Source organism: Streptomyces scopuliridis RB72 (assembly GCF_000718095.1).
Lineage (GTDB): Bacteria > Actinomycetota > Actinomycetes > Streptomycetales > Streptomycetaceae > Streptomyces > Streptomyces scopuliridis.
Map to the genome: position 1 here is coordinate 245,954 of NZ_JOEI01000008.1, position 23,579 is coordinate 269,532.

21 protein-coding genes and 2 pseudogenes are annotated in these 23,579 nt (G+C 70.6%); 17 read left to right on the forward strand and 6 right to left on the reverse strand.

The genetic code is table 11. The annotated features are described in order from the left end of the window. Positions 1-23 precede the first annotated feature (23 nt). Positions 24-644 (forward strand): DUF3017 domain-containing protein, encoded by a 621-nt coding sequence (locus IF11_RS0112105; protein ID WP_030351531.1) that lies wholly within the window; start codon positions 24-26, stop codon positions 642-644. A 100-nt stretch (positions 645-744) separates the two neighbouring features. Here IF11_RS0112105 and IF11_RS0112110 read toward each other — a convergent pair whose 3' ends face one another. Further along, positions 745-1,161 carry a hypothetical protein gene (locus IF11_RS0112110; RefSeq protein ID WP_051745818.1) on the reverse strand — a complete coding sequence of 139 codons (417 nt, stop codon included), beginning with the start codon at positions 1,159-1,161 and terminating at the stop codon, positions 745-747. 331 nt (positions 1,162-1,492) lie between these two features. Between IF11_RS0112110 and IF11_RS0112115 the strand changes: the two genes are divergently transcribed. From IF11_RS0112115 to IF11_RS0112165, 11 genes are all read left to right on the forward strand, one after another. Continuing rightward, positions 1,493-2,299: a peptidoglycan-binding protein gene (locus tag IF11_RS0112115; RefSeq protein ID WP_030351533.1), complete on the forward strand. Its 807-nt coding sequence runs from the start codon at positions 1,493-1,495 to the stop codon at positions 2,297-2,299. Beyond that, entirely contained in the window at positions 2,296-3,204 is a 909-nt protein-coding gene (locus IF11_RS0112120) for a helix-turn-helix domain-containing protein (protein ID WP_051745823.1), read from the forward strand. Before IF11_RS0112115 ends, IF11_RS0112120 begins: the two co-directional genes overlap by 4 nt. Before the next feature lie 326 nt (positions 3,205-3,530). Continuing rightward, positions 3,531-4,598, forward strand: coding sequence for a helix-turn-helix domain-containing protein (locus tag IF11_RS0112125; RefSeq protein ID WP_030351535.1), 1,068 nt, complete (start codon positions 3,531-3,533; stop codon positions 4,596-4,598). A gap of 279 nt (positions 4,599-4,877) precedes the next feature. After that, the gene (locus IF11_RS0112130; RefSeq protein WP_030351536.1) at positions 4,878-5,867 is read left to right on the forward strand and encodes a malate dehydrogenase; all 990 of its coding nucleotides are present in this window, start codon (positions 4,878-4,880) and stop codon (positions 5,865-5,867) included. 160 nt (positions 5,868-6,027) lie between these two features. Beyond that, the gene (locus IF11_RS0112135) at positions 6,028-6,276 is read left to right on the forward strand and encodes a helix-turn-helix transcriptional regulator (protein WP_030351537.1); all 249 of its coding nucleotides are present in this window, start codon (positions 6,028-6,030) and stop codon (positions 6,274-6,276) included. Beyond that, positions 6,273-6,779 (forward strand): hypothetical protein, encoded by a 507-nt coding sequence (locus IF11_RS0112140; RefSeq protein ID WP_030351538.1) that lies wholly within the window; start codon positions 6,273-6,275, stop codon positions 6,777-6,779. The genes IF11_RS0112135 and IF11_RS0112140 overlap by 4 nt, the downstream gene beginning before the upstream one ends. Positions 6,780-6,935: 156 nt before the next feature. Beyond that, on the forward strand, positions 6,936-8,438 hold the full coding sequence (locus IF11_RS0112145; protein ID WP_030351539.1) for an aldehyde dehydrogenase family protein: 1,503 nt from the start codon (positions 6,936-6,938) through the stop codon (positions 8,436-8,438). Between the two features lie 50 nt (positions 8,439-8,488). Then, positions 8,489-10,093 (forward strand): GMC family oxidoreductase, encoded by a 1,605-nt coding sequence (locus IF11_RS0112150; RefSeq protein WP_051745825.1) that lies wholly within the window; start codon positions 8,489-8,491, stop codon positions 10,091-10,093. Further along, entirely contained in the window at positions 10,090-11,361 is a 1,272-nt protein-coding gene (locus IF11_RS0112155) for a quaternary amine ABC transporter ATP-binding protein (RefSeq protein WP_078490632.1), read from the forward strand. Before IF11_RS0112150 ends, IF11_RS0112155 begins: the two co-directional genes overlap by 4 nt. Further along, positions 11,358-13,361: an ABC transporter permease gene (locus IF11_RS0112160; protein WP_051745827.1), complete on the forward strand. Its 2,004-nt coding sequence runs from the start codon at positions 11,358-11,360 to the stop codon at positions 13,359-13,361. Before IF11_RS0112155 ends, IF11_RS0112160 begins: the two co-directional genes overlap by 4 nt. Before the next feature lies 1 nt (position 13,362). Next, positions 13,363-14,331, forward strand: coding sequence for an ABC transporter substrate-binding protein (locus IF11_RS0112165; protein ID WP_030351543.1), 969 nt, complete (start codon positions 13,363-13,365; stop codon positions 14,329-14,331). Here the strand turns inward: IF11_RS0112165 and IF11_RS38780 are convergent. Together IF11_RS38780 and IF11_RS0112170 are read right to left on the reverse strand one after the other, a co-directional pair. Beyond that, positions 14,321-14,452: pseudogene (locus IF11_RS38780) on the reverse strand (isocitrate lyase/phosphoenolpyruvate mutase family protein); the annotation flags it as partial. The gene IF11_RS0112165 and the pseudogene IF11_RS38780 overlap by 11 nt on opposite strands. After that, the gene (locus tag IF11_RS0112170; RefSeq protein WP_030351544.1) at positions 14,452-14,994 is read right to left on the reverse strand and encodes a carboxymuconolactone decarboxylase family protein; all 543 of its coding nucleotides are present in this window, start codon (positions 14,992-14,994) and stop codon (positions 14,452-14,454) included. The pseudogene IF11_RS38780 and the gene IF11_RS0112170, both read right to left, overlap by 1 nt. 47 nt (positions 14,995-15,041) lie before the next feature. Here IF11_RS0112170 and pdxR point away from each other — a divergent pair, with 47 nt between their 5' ends. Further along, a complete protein-coding gene (gene pdxR, locus IF11_RS0112175) occupies positions 15,042-16,469 on the forward strand; it encodes a MocR-like pyridoxine biosynthesis transcription factor PdxR (protein ID WP_030351545.1) in 1,428 nt (475 codons plus the stop codon). A 105-nt stretch (positions 16,470-16,574) separates the two neighbouring features. Then, complete coding sequence (gene hemC / locus IF11_RS0112180; RefSeq protein WP_030351546.1) at positions 16,575-17,558, forward strand: hydroxymethylbilane synthase; 984 nt, start codon at positions 16,575-16,577, stop codon at positions 17,556-17,558. A 177-nt stretch (positions 17,559-17,735) separates the two neighbouring features. Here hemC and IF11_RS43175 read toward each other — a convergent pair. Together IF11_RS43175 and IF11_RS0112185 are read right to left on the reverse strand one after the other, a co-directional pair. Then, positions 17,736-18,500 (reverse strand): annotated as a pseudogene (locus IF11_RS43175) (hypothetical protein); the annotation flags it as partial. A gap of 123 nt (positions 18,501-18,623) precedes the next feature. Then, the gene (locus IF11_RS0112185; protein ID WP_078490649.1) at positions 18,624-18,827 is read right to left on the reverse strand and encodes a hypothetical protein; all 204 of its coding nucleotides are present in this window, start codon (positions 18,825-18,827) and stop codon (positions 18,624-18,626) included. Between the two features lie 481 nt (positions 18,828-19,308). Here IF11_RS0112185 and IF11_RS38790 point away from each other — a divergent pair, with 481 nt between their 5' ends. From IF11_RS38790 to IF11_RS41270, 3 genes are all read left to right on the forward strand, one after another. Then, positions 19,309-20,640 (forward strand): NsdA family TPR-like regulatory protein, encoded by a 1,332-nt coding sequence (locus IF11_RS38790; RefSeq protein WP_078490633.1) that lies wholly within the window; start codon positions 19,309-19,311, stop codon positions 20,638-20,640. 252 nt (positions 20,641-20,892) lie between these two features. Continuing rightward, positions 20,893-21,282, forward strand: coding sequence for a VOC family protein (locus tag IF11_RS0112195; protein WP_030351549.1), 390 nt, complete (start codon positions 20,893-20,895; stop codon positions 21,280-21,282). Between the two features lie 307 nt (positions 21,283-21,589). Then, a complete protein-coding gene (locus tag IF11_RS41270; RefSeq protein WP_165840707.1) occupies positions 21,590-21,853 on the forward strand; it encodes a hypothetical protein in 264 nt (87 codons plus the stop codon). Here the strand turns inward: IF11_RS41270 and IF11_RS0112205 are convergent. After that, positions 21,837-23,462 (reverse strand): IS200/IS605 family accessory protein TnpB-related protein, encoded by a 1,626-nt coding sequence (locus IF11_RS0112205; RefSeq protein ID WP_030351550.1) that lies wholly within the window; start codon positions 23,460-23,462, stop codon positions 21,837-21,839. The genes IF11_RS41270 and IF11_RS0112205 overlap by 17 nt on opposite strands. Positions 23,463-23,579 lie beyond the last annotated feature (117 nt).

Consider the following 23,579-nt stretch of genomic DNA (forward strand, 5'->3'; position numbering starts at 1 on the left):
CGAACCGGAAAGGGGCGCCACTGATGGGTGCTGGTACGAGCGCGGGCGACGCGGCCCGGTCGCGGCGCGGGACACGGCAGGCGCCGGAGGCCGACGGGCAGGCGGTCATGGAGCCCGGGTCGGGGGCTGCGGAGAGTACGACGGGTACGGCCGCCGACCAGGGCTCCGTGACCGATACCCCGGACGTGACCGACGCCCCGGACACGAGCGACGCCCCGGGCACCGCGGACGGGACCGGGACCTCGGAGGAGCGCGGCCGGCGGTTCTCGCTCACCCGGGACACCGCACGGCCCGAGGGCGGCGGCCGGGCCGCGCCCTCGGACGCCCCGGCGCCGGCCCGGCAGTGGCCCCTGCTCAGCGTCCTCGGGACGACCGGTCTCGGACTGCTGATCGTCGGCACGCACCCCTTCGCGGAGGCGTTCCGGATCGGCACCATCCTGATCGGCGTGGCCCTCATCGGCGGCGCTGTCCTGCGGCGCGTACTGCCCTCCGTGGGCATGCTGGCCGTACGGTCACGCTTCACCGACATGCTCACGTACGGCCTGCTGGGCCTCACGATCGTGCTGCTCAGCCTGATGACGCAGCCCAAGCCGTGGCTGGAGATCCCGTTCCTGGAGGACGTCGTCCACTCGACGGTTCCGTAGCCTCGGCGGTTCCCTGGCGCGTGCCACGGCCTGTGACGGCGGCCCGTCCTCTCCCCCGGGGAGGACGGGCCGCCGTACGCGTGCGGTGCCTGTTACGTGATTACTTGCAGGTCGGGCTGTTGCGGATGTCGAGTGCGTACATCTTCCAGCCCTTCTTCACGGTCCAGCTCTGGTGCGGCTTCGCGCAGCTCGTCGCCTTCTTGCCGCTGGTGTGGACGAAGTAGAGCTTGGCTCCGTCGTCGTTGCGGCTGTTGTGGCCGGCCGTGGCCGACCTGGCCTTGGTGCCGAGCTTCTGGTAGCCCATGTCCTTGTACGACGCGACCGTCTTGCCGCCCTTGATGAAGCAGACGTTCGGGTACGTGCACGACGCCTTCTGGACTCCCTGGGCTGCCTGGGCTTCCGCGGCTGCCTGGGCTGCCGGGGCGCCCTGCGACGCGAGGGCGCCGGGGGCCGCGATCAGGCCCCCGCCGAGCGCCAGGGCGGCCGACGCGAGAGCGATGCGCTTGCGAGTGATCATGAGTTGTTTTCTCCCCGTTGGATGTCGAGGGCGGCGCGGGGTGGACCGCGCCGCCCGGTGTGCACCACAGACTGTTCCGCGTCACCTCGTACCGCCGCCAGGCAAGCCCGTCGAACCGGGCAGCTGTGGGACGCGCGCGGCCCTGACCTGTGGCGACGCCGCATCCCATGGGATGTCGTGGGACGCCGTGGGCCGGTTGTCGCGGCGTGGCGGCCTGTCCGGATGGCGGCGGCGCGGGGCCGCCCACGGAACCGGGTGTTGCGAGGCCGCCGTCCGGGGGGAGGAAGGGGACGTGGAACCCCGAAGGGGCCCGATCACGCATGAGGTGGACATGCCGCGTTGGACATCGCTCCCGTCAGGACTGCCCGAGAGGGACCGTCAACTCATCATTCAGTTGCGACGGTTGAAGGATCACTCCGGCCTCGGACTCGCCGCGCTGGCGGCGAAGACGGGGTACAGCCGCTCCTCCTGGGAGCGCTATCTCAACGGAAAACAGCCGGTGCCCCGGAAGGCCGTCGAGGAACTGGCCAAGGTCTGCGGGATGGATCCGACGAAGCTGCTCGTCCTGCACGAAGTGGCCGAGCGGCAACCGCCCGAGCCCGCCGCGGAAGAAGCCGCCGCCGGCACGGGTGCAGAGGGCGCGGATGCGGACGAGCATGTGGACGAGCCGCCAGGGACGCGAGAGTCCGGGGCCCCGGACTCCGGAGCGCGGCCGTCCGGTCGGCGGCGGGTGCCGTTGCGGTACGCGCTCGCCGGTGCGATCGCGGCCGCGGCCGTCGCCTTCGCGGCGGGGCTGCTGGTGGCCGGGGGCGGCGACGGGGGCGGAGGCGACGGGGATACGAAGCCGCTGACGTACGGTCCCGGCCGTACGTACGACTGCGACGACACGGGACGTAAGGACGGCGCGGCCTACGCCGGGCACAGCACGACCGCCGAGGCGCTGATCGCCCTGAACGGCAATGGACCCGATGTGGTCGAGGCGCAGTGCCTGTTGAAGCGCCACGGCTTCGACCCGGGCGAGATCGACGGGCTCTACGGCCCGAGCGCGAAGTCCGCCGTGCAGGAGTTCCAGAAGGCGCGGAAGCTGGTCAGCGACGGCATCGTGGGGCCCGACACCTGGGCGGAGTTACGCCGGTGAGCGGCGCGCTGGAGAACGCGGCGGAGAAGCGGGCGGCGGAGTGCGACCGGCTCGCGGGCGAGTTGAGCGCGCTCCGGGCCCGTACGGGGCTGAGCCTGGTCGCGCTCGCCGGGCGTACGCCGTACAGCAAGTCGTCCTGGCAGCGCTATCTCAATGGTACGAAGCCCCTGCCGCGACAGGCGGTGGTGGCCCTGTGCGCGCTGGCGGGCGAGCCCCCGGGGCGGCTGCTCGCGCTCTGGGAGCTGGCGGACGCCGCCTGGAGCGGCCGGGCGGCGGCGGACACCAGGGCCGCTGCCGTGACTGTACGAGGGCCCTCCCCGCCGTCGCCCGTACCTGTACCGGCGGGGCAGGCGACGCCACCGACGCCAGGAGGGGCGCCGCGCGGCAGACGCCGTACCGCGGTGCTCGCCGCGACGGCGGGGGTGGCCGTCGTCACCGTGGCGACGGTGCTCGGGGCATGGCTGTCGGGCGACGACGGAGCGCGGCGGGACGTCCCCCAGGACGCGGCGTGGAGCAACGCCGGCCCGCTGCGCCCCAGTTGCACCGGCCCGGCGTGCGAAGGCGAGGACCCGGCTCCCATGGGGTGCGGTGGCGATGGCGCGATGACCACTCTCGGCTCGCTCACCGCGACGGGCGGCCAACGACTCCAACTGCGGTACGGCGAAACGTGCCGCACCGTATGGGTGCGGGCGACCGGGCTGCGGGTGGGGGACCGGGTCGTGCTGACCGTACCCGGCCGGCGGGAGCAGCAGATCGCGGCGGTCGCCCGGCGGGACACCGGCCGCTATCTCGTGACGCCGATGGTGGCGGCCGCCGATCCGTCCGAGGCGCGGGCCTGTCTCCTGCCCGGAGGCGGCGGCGAACAGGAGTGTCTGGGCCGCGCGCCCCGGGCACCCGCGTCATGAACACCGGTGACGGCGCCCGTCCTCTCCCCCGAGGGAGGACGGACGCCGTCGGTCTGTAGTGATGAGATAAGCGTCATGGACCGGCCAAGATCATTCAAGCGCTGCCTGGTGCCTGTGGCACGGAAGTGACCATTCCGCCATGGTGTGATCAACGGGCAACGGATGCGAGACTGTGCGGGGTTCGGTACGGGGGCGCGCAACGGGGCGTGAAGACCGTTCCGAATGCTCCTGTGCGCTGCTGGGCTGCCGGGGAGGGCGGCCGGCGGCGGGGGAACACAGCGCGGGGCATATCCACCACGTGCGGGGGGACAAGGGGGAGGCACAGAATGCCTCGTTGGAAGGCGCTGCCGGAGGGGCTCGATCCGGAGGTCAGCGAGTTCACGAACCAACTGCGCGGGCTCGTCGACCGCAGTGGTCTGAGCATCGCCGCCGTGTCCGACAGGACCGGCTACAGCAAGACGTCGTGGGAGCGCTATCTGAACGGGCGGCTGCTCGCTCCCAAGGGCGCGATCGTCGCGCTGGCCGAGGTGACGGGCACGCATCAGGGGCATCTGACCACGATGTGGGAGCTGGCGGAGCGTGCCTGGAGCCGGTCCGAGATGCGCCATGACATGACGATGGAAGCGATACGGATCTCCCAGGCGCGGTCGGCGCTCGGGGAGTTCAGCCAGAACCCGGCCGGCGGGTCCGGCAAGCCGGTCCGGTCCGGCGGGCCGGGCGGCACAGGTGGGCCCGGCGGCCCGGGAGGCCGGCCGGCCGGTGCGACCACCGACTTCGGTGCCATGCGCGGGCCAGGGGCGCCCTCCGTACCGCAGCAGCGGGGTCCCGGCGGTCCGCCGCGGCCGGGGGGCCCGTCTCTCGCGGGGCCGCCGCCGGCGGGAGGACGGAAGCGCGGCCGGCGCAAGGTGACGATCTTCGTCGCGAGTGCCGTGGGCGCGGCGCTGGTGACAGCCGGCGCGGTGCTGCTGACCGGCATCGGCGGTGACAGCGGTGAGCAGACCGTCGCCGAGTCCCCGTCGCCCTCGCCGTCCAGCAGCGCCCCCGTACTGCCGGCCGGGGTGAAGTGCGGCGGCGACGCCTGCACCGGCAAGGACCCCGAAGAGATGGGCTGCGGCGGCGAGTTCGTCGAGACCGTCGCCAGCGCGACCGTCGGTACGGCCCTGATCGAGGTCCGCTACAGCAAGACCTGCTCGGCGGCCTGGGCCCGGATCACCAAGGCGGTCGTGGGTGACGAGGTACGGATCACCGCGGGCGGCGAGACGAGCGGCCAGACCGGCGAGGTCGAGACCGCCACGAACGCCTACACCCCGATGGTCGCCTCACCGGACTCCGCGGGCGCCAAGGCATGCGCGACGCTCGCCTCGGGCGAGACGGGCTGCACCCCGGTACGGTGACCCGGGCCCGGCCCGGACCTACTCGTCCGGACGAGTGCGGAGCCGTTGGACGAGTGCGGAGCCGCTGGACGAGTACGGAGCCGTCGTGGCGGCCGTCGCCGCCACGCCGTCCCGCCCCTGTCGTGAGCCGTGCCACAAGGGTGCGTGGGTCCGGGGTGTCCCGGGTCGGATAGCCTGACCGCTGGATATCTCTTCACGTCAAGATTCAGTTCAGCGATGGGGAGATGTCCCGCACCAGGGGCAGGGACCCCCACCGCCAGCTGTCTTACGGAGATCGCCATGACCCGCACTCCCGTGAATGTCACCGTCACCGGCGCGGCCGGCCAGATCGGCTACGCGCTGCTCTTCCGCATCGCCTCCGGCCATCTGCTCGGCTCGGATGTGCCGGTCAAGCTGCGTCTCCTTGAGATCCCGCAGGGCCTCAAGGCCGCCGAGGGCACCGCGATGGAGCTGGACGACTGCGCCTTCCCGCTGCTCCGCGGCATCGAGATCACGGACGACCCGAACGTCGCCTTCGACGGCGCCAACGTGGCGCTGCTGGTCGGCGCCCGCCCGCGTACCAAGGGCATGGAGCGCGGTGATCTGCTCGCCGCCAACGGCGGCATCTTCAAGCCGCAGGGCAAGGCCATCAACGACCACGCCGCGGACGACATCAAGGTCCTCGTCGTCGGCAACCCGGCCAACACCAACGCGCTGATCGCCCAGGCCGCCGCGCCCGACGTACCGGCCGAGCGCTTCACCGCGATGACCCGCCTCGACCACAACCGCGCCATCTCGCAGCTCGCCGCGAAGACCGGCGCCGCCGTCTCCGACATCAAGCGGCTGACGATCTGGGGCAACCACTCCGCGACGCAGTACCCGGACATCTTCCACGCGGAGATCGCCGGCAAGAACGCCGCGGAGACCGTCAACGACGAGGCGTGGCTGGCCGACACCTTCATCCCGACCGTCGCCAAGCGCGGCGCGGCGATCATCGAGGCCCGCGGCGCCTCCTCGGCCGCCTCCGCCGCCAACGCCGCCATCGACCACATTTACACCTGGGTCAACGGCACGGCCGAGGGCGACTGGACCTCCATGGGCATCCCGTCGGACGGCTCCTACGGTGTGGAGGAGGGGCTGATCTCCTCCTTCCCCGTCACCACCGAGAACGGTGTGTACGAGATCGTCCAGGGCCTGGAGATCAACGACTTCTCGCGGACCCGGATCGACGCCTCGGTGCGGGAACTGGCCGAGGAGCGCGACGCGGTGCGCGAGCTCGGTCTGATCTGATCCCGCTCACCACATTCCCGTACCTCTCCGTACATCCGAACGCCCCCGGTTCTCGCCGGGGGCGTTTTCGGTGTGCGGGGAGCCGCCGGGCTTTCGCAACTCCTCAGCGCACACAGGCGAGTTGTTGCGTACCTCCACTTGAATGTAGTACTTCTTATACATGAGCGAGCAGGTGCACAATAGGCTGGCGGTCGTCAGGGCCGAACGGAAGGTGTCCCGGCAGCAGTTGGCCGAGGCCGTCGGGGCCCACTACCAGACCGTCGGCTATATCGAGCGGGGCCAGTACAACCCCAGCCTCGACCTGGCGCTGAGGATCGCGGAGTACTTCGCCCTCCCCGTGGAGGCGCTGTTCTCCCTCGAACCCTTCAGCCCGCTCACGGACGAGGTCTACGGGAGGAAGCGGCGATGACCACAGGACTGACGAAGTACGACCGGCGGATGTACGCGGTGATGAACAGGCGCGACGGGCGGCCGCTCTACGCGACGGCCGCGCGCAGGCGCGCCGTCGTCTGCGCGCATATCGCGCTGACCGCGATCGGCGCCGCCGCGCCGGTCACCACGGCGCTCACCGAGTCGATGTGGCCGCTCTTCGTCCTCTTCGGGGCGCTGCTGCCCTGGTGCCTCGCGACCGGCGTGATCAATGGCGCCACGCGCGGGCTGCTGGAGCTGCGCGGCCGTGCGCTGGACGAGCGCCAGCTCAGGGAACGCGACCGCGTCCTCGCGCGCGCCCACCGGGTGACCACGCTCCTGCTGCTGGCCGCCGTGCTCGGCGCCTTCGCGGCCGGCGGATTCGCCGACGTACGGATGGGTGTGCTGCTCACACCGGTGCTGTTCGGGGTGCTCGTCGTGCACGCGCTGATGCCCCTGTGGGTGGCCGGACTGACCGTACGGGACGAGCCCGACGAGGAGTGACCGGCCGACCGGGAGACCGGTGGACACGCCCTTGCCGGGTGACCCGTGGCACTTTCGGTCACCCGGCACGCATGCTTTCCGCGCCGTGGGGCAGGCGCCCGGATCGCCAGTTCTTGCTGGTGGTGAACGCTCCGGGAAGGGAAGGCGATACGCGACGTGTCGGCACAACAGACGATTCATGTGGACGGAAAGTGGCGTGCAGCCGCCTCCGGCGCCACACGAGACATCCTCGACCCCGCCGACGCGACGGTCCTCGCCGTCGTGTCCGAGGGCGGCGCCGAGGATGCCGACGCCGCGATCGCCGCCGCGCGTATGGCCTTCGACGAGGGCCCGTGGCCCCGTACCCCGGTCGCCGAGCGGGCCGGGCTGCTGCGGACGACCGCCGATCTGCTGATCCGCAACCGCGAGAAGATAGCGCTGCTGGAGAGCAGGGACTCGGGCAAGACCCTGGAGGAGGGGCGCGTCGACGTCGACTGCGTCGCCGACGCCTTCCGCTACTTCGCGGATCTCGTGATGAACGAGAGCGGCGGCCGGGTCGTCGACGCCGGCTCGGACACCGTCCACAGCGTGGTCGTCCATGAGCCCGTCGGCGTCTGCGCGCTGATCACCCCGTGGAACTACCCGCTGTTGCAAGCGAGTTGGAAGATCGCCCCGGCGCTCGCCGCGGGTAACACCTTTGTCGTCAAGCCGAGCGAGCTCACCCCGCTCTCCACGATCGACCTCATCGATCTGCTCGCCGAGGCGGGCCTGCCGCCCGGCGTCGCCAATCTGGTGACCGGCGCGGGCGACCCGGTGGGCGCCCGGATGTCGGAGCACCCGGATGTGGACCTCGTCTCGTTCACCGGCGGGCTCAGCAGCGGTACGCAGGTCATGCGCGCCGCCGCGCCCGGCGTGAAGAAGGTCGCCCTCGAACTCGGCGGCAAGAACCCGAACGTCGTCTTCGCGGACGCCTGCGCCACCGACGAGGGGTTCGACACCGCCGTCGACCAGGCGCTGAACGCCGCGTTCATCCACAGCGGCCAGGTCTGCTCGGCCGGTGCGCGGCTGATCATCGAGGAGTCCGTACGGGAGCGCTTCGTCGGTGAGCTCGCCCGCCGCGCCGCGCGGATCCGCCTCGGCCGCGGTACGGAGCAGGACGTGGAGTGCGGACCGCTCGTCTCCGCGCGGCAGCTGGCGAAGACCGAGGAGTACGTCGCCTCCGCCCTGGCCGAGGGCGCCGTGCTGCGCTCCGGCGGCAAGCGGCCCGAGCCGTCGGACGTCCGGCCCGCCGAGGGCTACTTCTACGAGCCGACCGTGCTCGACCAGTGCCACCGCGGGATGCGGGTCGTACGGGAAGAGGTCTTCGGGCCCGTGCTGACGGTGGAGACCTTCCGTACGGAGGACGAGGCCGTGGCCCTCGCCAATGACACCGAGTACGGGCTGGCGGGCGGCGTCTGGAGCGCGGACCCGGGGCGCGCGCGGCGCGTGGCGGGACGGCTGCGGCACGGCACCGTCTGGATCAACGACTTCCACCCGTATCTGCCGCAGGCGGAGTGGGGCGGCTTCGGCAAGTCCGGCATCGGACGGGAGCTGGGGCCCGCGGGGCTCGCCGAATACCGCGAGGCCAAGCACATCTACCAGAACCTCGCACCGCGTCCGGTCCGCTGGTTCACGGGCTGACAGCCGTCCCGCACCGTCGCACCGCATTCGGCAGAGGAGCAGAGACCACCATGGACGAGCCCAAGCCCAAGCCCGAGCCGGAGTACGCGTACGCCGCCGAGTACGACTACGTCGTCGTCGGCGGCGGCACCGCCGGATCGGTGATCGCCTCCCGCCTCACCGAGGACCCGGACATCACCGTCGCCGTCATCGAGGGCGGCCCCTCCGACGTCGACCGCCCGGACGTACTGACGCTGCGGCGCTGGATGGGGCTCCTGGGCGGTGAGCTGGACTACGACTACCCGACGACCGAGCAGCCGCGCGGCAACTCGCACATCCGGCACAGCAGGGCCCGGGTGCTCGGCGGCTGCTCCTCGCACAACACGCTGATCGCCTTCAAGCCGCTGCCGTCCGACTGGGACGAGTGGGCGGCGGCCGGGGCCGAGGGCTGGGACGCCGCCGCGATGGACCCGTACTTCGGCCGGCTGCGGAACAACATCGTGCCGGTGGACGAGCGGGACCGTAACTCCATCGCCCGTGACTTCGTGGACGCGGCGCGCGACGCGCTGGGCGTCCCGCGCGTCGAGGGCTTCAACAAGAAGCCCTTCCACGAGGGCGCCGGCTTCTTCGACCTCGCGTACCACCCGGAGAACAACCAGCGGTCCTCCGCGTCCGTCGCGTATCTCCATCCCTTCCTCGACCGGCCGAACCTCCAACTGCTGCTGGAGACCTGGGCATTCCGGCTGGCGCTGGCGGGCACGCGCGCGACAGGCGTGCACGTACGGACGGCGGACGGCGAGGAGCGGCTGATCGAGGCCCGGCGCGAAGTCCTCGTCTGCGCGGGGGCCGTGGACACTCCGCGGCTGCTGCTGCACTCCGGCATCGGACCGCGCGCGGATCTGGAGAAGCTCGGCATACCCGTCGTCCACGATCTGCCGGGCGTCGGCGAGAACCTGCTCGACCACCCCGAGTCGGTGATCGTCTGGGAGACGGACGGGCCGATCCCGGAGAACTCGGCGATGGACTCCGACGCGGGGCTGTTCGTCCGGCGCGATCCGGCGGCCGAGGGCCCGGACCTGATGTTCCACTTCTACCAGATCCCGTTCACCGACAATCCGGAGCGGCTGGGGTACGAGCGCCCCGCGCACGGCGTGTCGATGACCCCGAACATCCCCAAGCCGCGCAGCCGCGGCCGGCTCTATCTCACGAGCGCGGACCCCGAGGTCAAACCGGCCCTGGACTTCCGCTACTTCACCGACGAGGACGACTACGACGGCCGGACCCTCGTCGACGGCATCAGGATCGCGCGGCGGGTCGCCGCCGCCGAGCCGCTGGCTGGCTGGCTGAAGCGGGAGGTCTGCCCGGGGCCCGAGGTCACCTCCGACGAGGAGCTGAGCGAGTACGCCCGTAAGTGCGCGCACACGGTGTACCACCCGGCGGGCACCTGCCGGATGGGCGCCGCGACCGATGAACAGGCCGTCGTGGCACCCGACTTGAGAATCCGGGGGCTTGAGGCAATCCGCATCGCCGACGCGTCCGTCTTCCCGACGATGCCCGCGGTGAATCCCATGATCGGGGTGCTGATGGTCGGCGAGAAGTGCGCCCAGCTGCTGACCGAGGCCCGCGACGAGGCTCATGACGAGATCCGCCACGACCAGAAGGGCCCGAAGCGATGAGCGACGCGGAGACAGCGGCGGGGACAGCGGCGGGGACAGCGGCGGGGACAGGGGCGGAGACGGCAGCGGGGACAGCGGCGGAGACGGCACGCGGGAACGACCCGGCGGGCAAGGACCTCACCCCGCCCGGCACGGAGAGCGAGGTGTCGGAACGGCCGCCGGTCTTCGCCGTACGCGACCTCTGGAAGGTCTTCGGCCCCAAGGCCGACCGCGTCCCCGGCACCCCGGACCTCGCCGCGCTCACCGCCGCCGAGCTGCGCGAACGTACCGGCTGCACCGCCGCCGTACGCGACGTCTCCTTCGACGTCCGCAAGGGCGAGGTCTTCGTCGTCATGGGGCTGTCGGGCTCCGGCAAGTCCACGCTCGTGCGCTGTCTGACGCGGCTCATCGAGCCGACGGCCGGCGCGATCGCCATCGACGGCGAGGACGTCCTGTCGATGGACCGGGCCCGGCTGCGCGAACTGCGCCGCCACCGCGCAGCGATGGTCTTCCAGCACTTCGGTCTGCTGCCGCACCGCTCGGTCCTCGACAATGTCGCCTACGGCCTGGAGATCCAGGGCATGGGCCGGGCCCAGCGCCGCGAGAAGGCCGCCGAGGTCATCGGCAAGGTCGGCCTCGAAGGGCTGGAGGACCGCCGTCCCGGCCAGCTCTCCGGCGGTCAGCAGCAGCGCGTCGGGCTGGCCCGCGCGCTCGCCGTCGACCCCCAAGTGCTGCTCTTCGACGAGCCGTTCAGCGCCCTGGACCCGCTGATCCGCCGCGATATGCAGGAGGAGGTCATCCGGCTGCACCACGAGGAGCACCGCACGATGGTCTTCATCACGCACGATCTGTCCGAGGCGCTGCGCCTCGGCGACCGGATCGCGCTGATGCGTGACGGCCGTGTCGTCCAGCTGGGTACGCCGGAGGAGATCGTGGGCCGGCCCGCCGACGCGTACGTACGGGACTTCGTCCGTGACGTACCGCGCGAGCAGGTCATCACCGTCGGGGCCGCCATGCGGCGCCCGCTGGCGGGCGACGCCGACTCCGGGCCCGCGCTGGCGCCGACCGCGACCGTCTCCGAGGCGATCGAGGCCCTCGCGCGCTCCGGGGACGCGGCGGCGCGCGTGGTCGACGGGGGCAGGCTGCTCGGGGTCGTGGACCGCGAGCGCCTGCTGAACGTGGTGGCGGGTACGGCGGAGGCGACCGGCATGACAGGCGCGACGGGTCCCGGTGAGCCGCCCGGAGCCCCCGGAGCGAGGGCGGAGGCCGGAAGGGCGGCGCTCCGATGACCGCCGCGACCACCGCGCCCCACCCGCCCGTCGAGCGCGGGGGCCCGCCCGCCGCGCTCTCCTCGGCCCGCGGCCGCGCGCTCGGCAAGCTGCTGCCGCTCGTCCTGTTCGCCGCGGTCCTCGTACCCCTGGCCCTGATCCGCTGGCCGGGCACCGCCTGGCCCGACGCGCTGACCGTCGATCTGTCCGCACCGCTCGGCAGCGCCAGCGACTGGATCATCGACAACCGCGACAGCCACCCCCTCTTCCTCTACTTCTTCGGGCACATCAGCAACGCCGTCGTGCTCTCCGTGCGCGGCGTGTATCTGCTGCTGCTCGCGGCCGGCTGGGCCGGGGTCACCGCGGCGGCCGGGCTGATCGGCTGGCGCGTCGCGGGCGTACGGCTCGCGCTCACCGCCGCCGTGTCGTTCGCCGTCTGCGGGGTGCTCGGTATGTGGGTGCCCACCATGCAGACGCTCGCTCTCATGGTGGTCGCCGTCACCGCGTCCGTGGTGCTGGGAGCCCTGCTCGGCCTCGCCGCCGGGCTCTCGGACCGGCTCTACCGGGCGCTGCGGCCGGTGCTCGACACCATGCAGGTCCTGCCCGCCTTCGCGTATCTGCTGCCCGTGGTGCTGGTCTTCGGCATCGGCGTCCCTGCGGCGGTCCTCGCGACCGTCGTCTACGCGGCTCCGCCGATGGCCAGGCTGACCGCGCTCGGGCTGCGCGAGGCCGACCGCGGTGTGATGGAGGCCGTCTCCTCGCTCGGCGCGACCGCCCGGCAGCGGCTGCTGACGGCACGGCTGCCGCTCGCCCGTAAGCAGCTGCTGCTCGGTCTCAACCAGACGATCATGATGGCGCTCTCGATGGCCGTGATCGCGTCCGTGATCGGCGCCGGGGGACTCGGCGACCGGGTGTACCAGGCGCTGGCCTCGGTGGATGTGGGCGCGGCGCTGGCGGCGGGGCTGCCGATCGTCCTGCTGGCGGTGGTTCTGGACCGTACGACGGCGGCGGCGGGATCCGGTACGGGATCCGGTCCGGGGAAGCGCGGCCGGCTCGGCTGGGCCGTCGCAGCCGTGGCGACCGTCCTCGTGGCGATCGCGGGACGTCTCACGGACCGGCTCGACTGGCCCGAGACCTGGACCGTCAACATCGCCGAGCCCGTCAACCGGGCCGTCGACTGGATGACCGCCCATCTCTACTCCGGAGTCCCCGTCATCGGCGGCACCGCCGACTGGGCCGGTCGCTTCACCACCTGGGTGCTCGACCCGCTGCGCGGCGGCCTCCAGGCCCTGCCCTGGTGGGCGGTCCTGCTGCTCGTCGCCGCCCTCGCGCTGCTGATCGGCACCTGGCAGACCGCGCTGACCGCCGTACTCGCCATGGCCGCGATCGGTGTCCTCGGGGTGTGGAAGCCTTCGCTGGACACGCTCTCGCAGGTGCTGGCGGCCGTCGCCGTCACGCTCGTCATCGGTTTCGCCGCAGGCATCGCGGCAGCCCGCAGCTCACGGATGGAAGCGCTGCTCAGGCCCGTACTGGACGTCTTCCAGACCCTGCCGCAGTTCGTCTATCTGATCCCGGTGGTCGCGCTCTTCGGCGTCGGGCGCGCCCCCGCGGTCGCCGCCGCTGTCGTGTACGCGCTGCCGGCGGTCGTCCGTATCACCACCCAGGGCCTGCGCCAGGTCGATCCGGCCGCCATAGAGGCGGCACGCTCGCTCGGCGCGACCGGCGGCCAGCAGCTGCGCCAGGTCCAACTGCCGCTCGCGGGGCCCGCGTTGCGTCTCGCGCTCAACCAGGGCGTCGTGCTGGTGCTCGCCGTCGTCATCATCGGCGGTCTGGTGGGCGGCGGGGCGCTCGGGTACGACGTCGTGTTCGGACTTGCCCAGGGCGACCTGGCGACCGGCCTCGTCGCGGGCGCGGCCATCGTCTGTCTCGGTCTGATGCTCGACCGGGTGACCCAGCCCACGCAACGCCGTACGGAACGCCGTACGGAACGCCGTACCGGCCGGACCAGGAAGGCGGCCTGACATGGCTCGTACGCACAGGATCCTGGCCGTCTTCGCCTCGGCCGGCGCCCTGCTCGCCGCCACCGGCTGCGGCGCGGCCGACATGACCAAGCAGGCGTCCCCGTACGCCAACGCGCAGGGCGCGAAGACCGTCACCCTCTCCGTACAGTCCTGGGTCGGCGCGCAGGCGAATGTGGCCGTGGCGTCGTATCTGCTCGCACACGAACTGGGCTACCGCGTGGACACCGTCCAGGTCGACGAGGTCCCCGCCTGGGACGCGCTCAGCCAGGGCCGGGTCGACGCCATCCTGGAGGACTGGGGCCACCCGGACCAGGAAGCGCGGTACGTCGACGAGAAGAAGACGATCGCGCCGGGCGGCGGCCTCGGGGTCACGGGCCACATCGGCTGGTTCGTACCGACGTACTTCGCCGAGCAGCACCCGGACGTCACCGACTGGCGCAACCTCAACACGTACGCCTCCCAGCTCCGCACGGCGGAGAGCGGCGGCAAGGGGCAGCTGCTCGACGGCTCGCCGTCGTATGTCACCAACGACAAGGCGCTGGTGAACAACCTGGATCTGGACTACCAGGTCGTCTTCTCGGGCTCGGAGGCGGCGCAGATCACCCAGATCAAGCAGTTCGCCAAGGAGAAGAAGCCCTTCCTCACGTACTGGTACAAGCCGCAGTGGCTGTTCCAGAAGGTGCCGATGACGGAGGTGAAGCTCCCCGCGTACAAGGAGGGCTGCGACGCCGACCCCGAAAAGGTCGCCTGCGCCTATCCGCACACCCCGCTCCAGAAGTTCCTCAACGCGGACTTCGCGAAGAAGGGCGGGAGCGCGGCCCGGTTCCTGGAGAACTTCAGCTGGACGACGGAGCAGCAGAACGAGGTCGCCCTGATGATCGCGGAGCAGAAGCTCTCGCCGGAGGAGGCCGCGGCGAAGTGGGTCAAGGCGAATGAGCCGACCTGGAAGAAGTGGCTCACGGAGACGTAGGGGTCGGCGGCCCGGCGTCGGCGAAGACGCGGGCGCCGGCCGCGTCCCACGGGCCCGGCAGGACCAGTGGGACGTCGACGGCGCGGCCGTGGTGCAGGGCGCGGAAAGCGATGGCCGCCATCAGTGCTTGAACTGGCCGGGTGTGTAGTGACCCGGGGCCATCCGGGAGGTCACCCCGAACCGGTTCCAGGCGTTGATCACCGTGATCGCGGCGATGAGACGGGCCAGCTCGGTCTCGTCGAAGTGGGCCGCGGCCTTCTCGTACACCTCGTCCGGCACGAAACCGTCGGTCAGTACGGTGACCGCCTCGGTCAGCTCGATCGCCGCGATCTCCTTCGGCGTATAGAAGTGCCGCGACTCCTCCCAGGCGCTGAGCTGGATGATCCGCTCCACCGACTCGCCGGCCGCCAGCGCGTCCTTCGTGTGCATGTCGAGGCAGAACGCGCAGTGATTGAGCTGGGAGGCGCGGATCTTGACCAGTTCCAGCAGGGTCGGATCGACGCCCTGCCGGGCCGCCGCGTCCAGCCGGACCATGGCCTTGTAGACCTCGGGGGCGAGTTTGGCCATGTCCAGGCGGGGGCTGTGCTCCGGTGCGTACCCCTTGGACGCGTTCGCCGAGTCTGTCGTCGTCGTGTCTGTCGTGGTCGTGCGTGTCGTCGTCATGAGTACGACGCTACGCGTCCAGTGGCACCCCGGTATGGTCCACTTCCATGACGGATTCCTGGGCCAATATCCCGATCGCCGGCGTCGATCTGCATCTGGAGCTGCGCGGTTCCGGGCTGCGCTCCGGGCTCATGGACGCCCTGCGCGACGCCGTCCGTACCGGCCGTCTCGCGCCCGGCACCCGGCTGCCGTCCTCCCGTTCGCTCGCCGGCGATCTGGGCATCGCCCGTAACACCGTCGCCGACGCGTACGCCGAGCTGGTCGCCGAGGGCTGGCTCACCGCGCGGCAGGGCTCGGGGACCCGGGTGGCCCGGCGCGCCGCGCCCCGCAGACCCGCGCCCGCCGCGCCGAGAACGCGGCCGGTCCGCCGCGGGCCCGCGTACAGCCTGATGCCGGGCACCCCCGACCTCGCCGCGTTCCCCCGGGCGCAGTGGCTCACGGCCGCCCGCCGCGCGCTGACGGCCGCGCCGCACGAGGCCTTCGGCTACGGGGACCCGCGCGGCCGGATCGAGCTGCGTACCGTCCTCGCCGACTACCTGGCGCGGGCGCGCGGCGTGTACGCCGACCCCGGGCGGATCGTCGTCTGCGCGGGCTTCGTCCACGGGCTGACGCTGCTCGGGAAGGTCCTGGCCGCGCGCCGGGTACGGGCGGTGGCCACCGAGTCGTACGGCCTCGACATGCACCGGGACCTGCTGACCGGCGCCGGGCTGCGGACCCCCGCGCTCGCACTGGACGCGCGCGGCACACGCACCGAGGACCTGGCCGGCCTGCCGGACCCGGCGGGCGCCCGTGGCGTCGGCGCGGTGCTGCTGACGCCCGCGCACCAGTTCCCGACAGGGGTGGCCCTCCATCCCGACCGGCGCGCGGCGGCCGTGGACTGGGCGCGCGGTACGGGCGGGCTGATCCTGGAGGACGACTACGACGGGGAGTTCCGGTACGACCGCCAGCCCGTCGGCGCCCTTCAAGGGCTCGATCCCGAACGGGTCGCGTACGTCGGCACGGCGAGCAAGTCCCTGGCCCCGGGGCTGCGCCTCGGCTGGCTGGTGCTGCCCGACGAACTGGTCGGAGAGGTGCTGGCGGCGAAGGGGGAGGCGGAGTGGGCGTCGAGCGCGCTGGATCAGCTCACGCTCGCGGAGTTCATCGCCTCGGGCGCGTACGACCGTCATGTCCGCTCCATGCGGCTGCGCTACCGGCGCCGCCGCGACCAGCTCGTGGAGGCGCTGGCGGAGCGGGCGCCCGGCATCAGCGTCACCGGGATCGCGGCCGGCCTGCACGCCGTCCTCGAACTGCCGCCCGGCACCGAGCGATCCGTCATCGAGGCCGCGGCCTGGCAGGGGCTCGCGGTGGAAGGCCTGTCCCGCTTCGCCCACCCCTCGGCCCCGCCGGAGCGCGACGCCCTGGTGGTCGGCTACGCCACCCCGCCGGACAGCGCGTGGACGGGCGCGCTGGACGCGCTGTGCCGCGTACTGCCGTGAGCCGTGCAGGGCCGTAACCGCCGTAACCGACCCTGTGTCTGTATGAGCACGCTGTGCCGCGTCATAGCCTGATGACACCTTGTCAGGCTCGGAGAGTTGGTCACCGTGGCTCAGTACCTCGTCGGCTCGCGCGCAAGCAACCTTGCCAAAGCTCAAGTGCGGGATTATCTGCGCCCACTGCGCGAGCGATTCCCGGAGACCACTTTCACGCATCGGGCGATCCTGGAAGGGGGCGACAAGGACAGAAAGTCGCTCCTGTCGAGCGTGTCCGCTGTCAGCGGCGGATCGGCTTTCAGTACCGAGCAGGAAGCGGCGTTGTGCCGCGGTGACGTGGACGTGATTGTCCATTCGATGAAAGACCTTCCGACAGCCAACCCTCGCGGGCTCATTCTGTTGCCCCCGCCGGGACGCGAGGACGTGGGAGATGCGCTGTGCGGCTCGACCCTCGCCGGGTTGCGAAAGGGCGCGAAGGTCGGAACGGGCGCCCCACGCCGGATCGCGCAACTCCTCGCGGTGCGGCCCGATCTGGAAATCGTCCCGATCCGGGGCAACGTCCCGCCCCGCCTGAAGAAGATCGAAACCATGGGGCTTGACGCGGTCGTCCTCGCAGTGGCGGGGCTTCGCCGGCTCGGCCTGGACGACGCGATCGGGGAGGTGCTGCCGCTCGACCTCTTTCCGCCGAGCCCTGGTCAAGGGGCACTCGGGATCCAGGTCCGTACAGACGAGAATTCGGCCCCGCTGCGCGAGATCCTGTCCACGGTCGGCGACGCAGGTGTCGACAGTCAGGTTAGGGCGGAGCGCGCTCTGCTCGCCGAACTGCACGGCGGGTGCAGCGTGCCCGTGGGCGCGTATGCCGAGACCCTGCCGGACGGGACTCTCAAGCTGTTCGGCCAGGTGACGTCGCTGGACGGTCAGCAGCGCGTTTCGGGTGCGCTCACCGGTCCGTCCGACGAGCCGGAAAAGCTCGGTGCGACCCTGGCCGCTGACCTCGTCGACCAGGGCGCGCATTCGATCCTCGACGCGGTACGGGCCACCCTCGCGGCTAGGTCCTGTCCGGTCGATCTTCGTGGGCCCGCGACGCCGCAGTGACATGAGCCGCTGCCGCGGCGGGCCGCACCTCGCCGCGTTGTCGGAGTCGCCCAAGTACGTCCAGTACGAGGGCGATCCTCCGCCTTGCGATGCACGGCACCAGACGCCGCGGGCTGATCCAACCGAGAACGGGAACAGCGGTGCTCGCGTCTGCGTCCGGAGCGTGGCGAGTACATCCGCCGTGAACTGCGCGGGCTCCAGAAGGATCATGTCGGCCCCGTCCGCCTCCATGCGTAAGGCGGTGTCGACGAACTGGTCGGCACGGCCTGGATTGATCTGGAATTCCCGGTTGGCCCCTGCTTTGGGAGTCGCCCCCATGGTGAGCCGGAATCCGTCGTACAGGCTCGACCAGAAGATGACGTGAGGCATGACGGACACCCCCTCGTGTCCCGTCTCGTCCAGTGCGCGCCGGGCGCCCCCGGTTGTGCCGAGCAGCATCGATGCGGGGCCCACGACGTCCGCGCCCGCTTCCGCGTGGACCACGGCTTGTGAGGCTGTTACTTGCACTGTCGCGGCCACGTCCGGCCGCCCGTGCTGGTCGGTGACGTAGCAGACTCCATCGGTGGTGTACGAGCAGAGGCACGTCTCCGTCATGACCGCGATCTGCGGTTCCGCTTCCTTGCACGCGTGGATGGCACGGGACATGAGCGCGTCGGGTTCGAGTGAGATTTCCCCCGTGGCGTCCCGCTCGGCGGACTCGGCGAAGAGCTTCACGGACCGGATGCCGAGGGCGGCGCACTCGCGCATCACGGCGGGAATCCCGGCGACCGTGACGGTGGGCATGGGACGGTCGGCGGGCCCCTCGGTGACGAGCAGCACCATGGACAGATCGGCGGGGGTGAGCGTCTGCGGCTCCAGCAGGCGCCGGACGGCCGGACGGCTCCGGAGAGGACTCGTTGCCCTGGTGGTCGTACGTGGGCTGGGCGTAGGGGTAACCGTCATGTCTCGTTCCTCATTTCGGCTGTGTTGTGCCTGTCCCGGTAGTCGGCGAGGGTTGCCATACCGCTCACGGTCAGGGCGGTATCCGCACCGGTCTGCCGGTACGGAGTCCGGGGGGTGCGGTGGTCATTCCGACTCGTCACGGATGAGCTGCGACCGGTGGTGCTTCGCCAGTGCCTTGAGCTGATTCCTCTCGTACTCGGTCGCCGGCCGGATCGATACGCGTCGTGATTCCCAGGTGAAGCCCGCGGGACGGATCAGCTTCACCACCGCCCCGTAGAAAGCGTCGATCACACCCGGCAGTTCAAGGTGGGAGTCATACACAGCCATACCGACCACGAGGTCATCAAGACTGGGGGACGCTGCCGGAAGCCGGCGGATCTGGTACCGCTGCGGGGCAGGCGGGGCATGCCTCATGTGTGGTCATCCGCTCGGCGGTACGGGTGGTTCCGCAGTTCGCGGTCGCACTCCCACACGGCCGGCGATCCGCGCCCGAACCGGGCCTCCGCCCGCTGCTTGACCAGCGCGGCACACACTGGGCAACCGTCGTATGGGGCAGGTTCGGGTTCGGCGCACGTCCAGGGCACATCGCCGGGCAGCAAGCGGTAGAAGCCACTCGACTCGACCCGCGCGACCAACTCCGTAACGCCGTTGCCCAATTGAAAAGCCTGGTCCGCCATCGGTTGCCCTTCCTTTCTACGCCCCTTGCTGTGCTCGCACTAGGTAACCGCTCCATCACTCGCAGCGGTACGGTGGGGAAGCGGCCAAGGATTAAGAGGGTTAAGCGGCGAGAACCCGGGAGTTGGGGCCAGTGACGACACGACGACCGAACGCAGGGTTGGAGCGGCTGTACCGTGAGAGCGGGTGGACACTGCGCCAACTCGCCCAAGCGGTCAACCGCATCGGGACCGAGCGGGGAACGCCGTTCACATACTCACCGCCGTCGGTCCACCAGTGGCTACAGGGGCACATGCCACGCGAGACTGTCCGTCCCCTCATCCTCGAAGCGCTGTCCCGGCGACTTCACCGCCCGGTCACGTCCAGTGAGGCTGGCTTTCCCGCGTCACTCGATCAGTTGAAACAACCCGCCAGTACCGTGGAGGGGCTGTTTGATCTGGGGAGGCAAGATATGGACCCGTCCCGCCGAAGAGTCCTCGGCGTGGGACTCTTCTCTGTAGCACTCACCATTCCGGGCTGGCCCGACGTGGTGGGCCGGATGGAGGCCATAAAGACTGATCCGCAGCGCCGCATCGGGCAATCCGAAGTTCAGGCGGTTTTGGCAATGACCGATCGCCTGTCGGACCTCGATGACGAATTTGGTGGACGCTACGCACGTCCGATGGCCGCTGCTTTCTTGGTCAACACAGTTGCTCCCTACTTGAAAGCAAGCGCGTCAAGCGAAACTCGCAAATCAATGATGTCTGCTGCCTCTTTTCTCTGCTACCTGACTGGATGGATGGCAGTGGATGAGGGGGCGCATGGTCGCGCGCAAGAGTATTACGTAAAGAGCTTGGAGCTGGCGGGTGCCAGTGGCGACCACATGACCTATTGCCACGTCCTACGGGGCATGTCAGTGCAAGCGGCAAATCTGGGCCACGGCACACCGGCGGTACGGCTCGCGAACGCTGCCGCAGAGGCATCACCTGAGTCCAGCCCCCGCATGCGCGCGTTTCTCGCCGGACAACAGGCGCACTCGTACGCGCTGGCAGGTGAGAAGACAAACGCGCTGAACAGTCTCCGCGAGGCAGAACGCGCGGTGAATCAGGCGGAGAGCCAACTCGGGACGTTCGGCGGATTCAGCTCGGCGACGTTGGCCTATTCCACATCGGAAGTCAGGCATGCTTTGGGTGACGTGAAGGGGAGCGTTGAATCCCTTCATGACCATTTTTGTCTGCGAGATTCCAGCGACAAGCAGAGGTCCAATTTGATTTTCAGTTCCCTGCTAGCCGAAAGGCAGCTTCAAATGGGCCACCTGGAGGCAGCTTGCTCAACGTGGGGCAAGGTGCTGGACGCTTATCCGGCGATCCATTCCGGGCGAATTGATGGACAGGTTGCCAAGATCCCGTCCTTGCTCGCGCCCTATCGGTCAAACTCAGTCGCTCGGCACCTTCTTGAGCGCTCGCGTGACGTATCCGTGAACTAGCGGCCCAGGGGCCCCTGCCACCCCGCCGGACAGCGCGTGGACGGGCGCGCTGGACGCGCTGTGCCGCGTACTGCCGTGAGCCGTGCAGGTGGGGAGTCGCGCCGTACCGCCGTACCCGGTCCGTAGGGAGTAACGGGGCGCGACAGCCCCCGGGGCCCGGCCTACGCTGATCACCACGGCATCGCGTGTCGGTCACCGTCCGGGTGCGGCATGGAGGTGTCCGTGAGTTTGCCCTTACGGAGGCATTTCACAGTGCCAGTCCAGCTGAATCACACCATCGTCCATTCCAAGAACAAACGGGAATCCGCCGAGTTCCTCGCGCGGATCCTCGACCTTGAGGTCGGGGACGAGTGGGGCCCGTTCATCCCCGTGGAACTGAGCAACGGCGTCACCCTCGACTTCGCGACCACTCCGGAAGAGCCGATCGCCATACAGCACTACGCCTTCCTGGTCACCGAGGCGGAGTTCGACGGGATCTTCCAGCGGATCCAGGACGCCGGGCTCACGTACTACGCCGATCCGCACCGCGAGCGCCCCGGCGAGATCAACCACAACGACGGCGGGCGCGGCGTGTACTTCATGGATCCCGCGGGTCACGCGCTGGAAGCGATCACCCGTCCCTACGGAGGGGGCGAGAGCTAGGGCCCCTCCCGGCACCGGTACTCCAGCCGTAGATCGTGATCTTCAACGAAGAGTCGGTGGCCGTAGGTCGAAGCATGGATCCCGGCCGTTGGCGGGAGGCGTTCGCGGTGGTCATGAGCCGGATCGCGGGCCGGTGCTGATCTGGCGTAAGCGCACCACCGGCGAACTCGCCTGCTGCCGGTGCCACTCCACCGTGCCGGTCCCGCTGGGTCACCCTCGTCATGCTCGCCCACGCCTTCCTCGCCGTCGTCCGCGCCGACCGTCCACGTTCGCGACCGACCTCACCGGGACCGCGCTCAGCGCCTCGATGACGGCTCAGACCGTGGCTCCCAACCCGGTTACGCTCGGCCTGGCCGCCGGCGCCGGTGCGGCCTACGCGGGCGCCCTCGGCCCGTACGACCGAAGGAGACCGATGCATACCGCCACCGCCCCGATCACGCTGGAATTCTGGAAGGAGGGCCGCGCGTACGAGCGGCGCGCCGGCTATCGGGGCGCGTCACCGGAGTTCGGCGAGATCGTGCTGACCTGCCCGCTGCCCAGGCAGAGCACCGTTCCTATCCAGTGCGCGTAAGTGGGTCTTGGACCCGCTGGTGCGTTCTGGGCGCATCCTGAACGGTTGTGGATGCACTCGGTTGCCGCTTTCGCGTCCCGTTCGGCGGCGGCTCTCCATGGGGCCGGTCCGTGGCGGGTGGGCGGTTCCCGTCACACCCTCGGGCATCCGGTGGGGCCTGGACGGTCCGATGCCCGTAACGATCGCTCTGGTCGTTACGGGGCGGTGCCGTCCGTCGCCTGATCGGGTGTCCGAGGGCGCGTCGTCCGATCGCGATGCTCGCGGCATCGTGTCGGCTGGTCTTACGTCGTGGGGTGGTGAGGGGTTTCTGCCAGTGCTGGGCGCCCCAGCGGGAGGTGTAGGCGGGGTCGACGGCGACGATGGTGAGGCCGTGTTCGGCAGCCATCGACACGAGGCGGGCCCGGAGCCTGCTGGTGGGGAAGCGGGAGATCAGACGCCGGAACCGCTTTCTGCCGCCGTGCTTCTCCCGGGTCTTGTCCCGGTCGAAGTTGAGGTCCTCGACCGCGATGGCCCGCACTCCGCACCCGCGCGCCCAGTGCAGGAGACGGGTCAGCGCGTGCCGGATCTGCGCGTCGCGATGTGGTGCGGTCCCGGACAGGTCGTAGCAGAAGCGGTGGGGTTCGCCCACTGGGTTGCCGTGGGGGTCGAGTTGCCAGGCGGCGAGGTGGTCGTCGTTCATGTCCACCCCGATACAGCCCGCAGTCAGTACCGCGTCCAGGGGCAGGGCGGGCGCGGGCTTGCGCTGCCAGGATGCCGTGACATACCAGCGGTCCCGGTCCGGATCGTGGTGGAGGGTGTAGGCGACGGCCCGGTTCCCGGCGATCCGATCGGCCCACTCCTCACCCCGGTACGGGAACACCACCGCCCCGGCCAGGGCGAACCGGCCGTACGGCGCGTTGGCCAAGTGGGCCAGTTGGGTGGGGAGTTTGACCGAGAGGTGTCCGTCGGGGGTGATGCGGATGGTCTCGTTGCCGTACCGCTTGCCCGTCTCGCCGTCGGCGGACAGGAACATCCGCGCCGCATCCCACCGCCCCCGCCACCCCCCTTCGCTGAGCCGGGCGTCGGTGAGGTGGTGGCGGGTGTTGGCAAGGCGCTTCCCGCCCCGTACGACCCGTACCCGCCCGGCCCGCCACTCCGCCACCGCCCTGTCCCGGCGCGCCACCAGCACCGTCAGGCGGCGGGACTTGGCATGCCACTCCCGCCGGGACCGGTACCCGCCCGCAGCCCGCTTCGTACCCCTCTCACCCACCGGCAGCGACAACCGATGCCGCACCACCGCGATCCCCGCCTCCAGCCCCCGGATATACGCCGCCAGACCCCGACGCGCCAAAGCCCACTGATCATGCGTGGCCTTCGTGATGCTCCCTGCCCACCGCGACGACGACACACCCGTCAACACACGCTTACGCACCGCCCAGCACTCCGCGTCGTGAGCCAGACCGTCACGGCAGCGCACCGCCAGATCACCCGACGCCAACGACCCCAGCAATCCACCGACTTCACGCAACACCCCCGCCTCGACAGCGGTAAGGCGCAGCCGGGTACGGACCGCGACACCAGCGGGACCGGGCACGACAAACGACGCGGCCACAGCCCGAAACCCCGCCACCATCCCCACCTCCGCCCAGCACTGTCATCGCAGACCCCATCGAACAGGACAACGAACCACCGCACAGAAAGTCACCCAACCAGCCCAACAAACCACACGCACATCCACCACCACAGA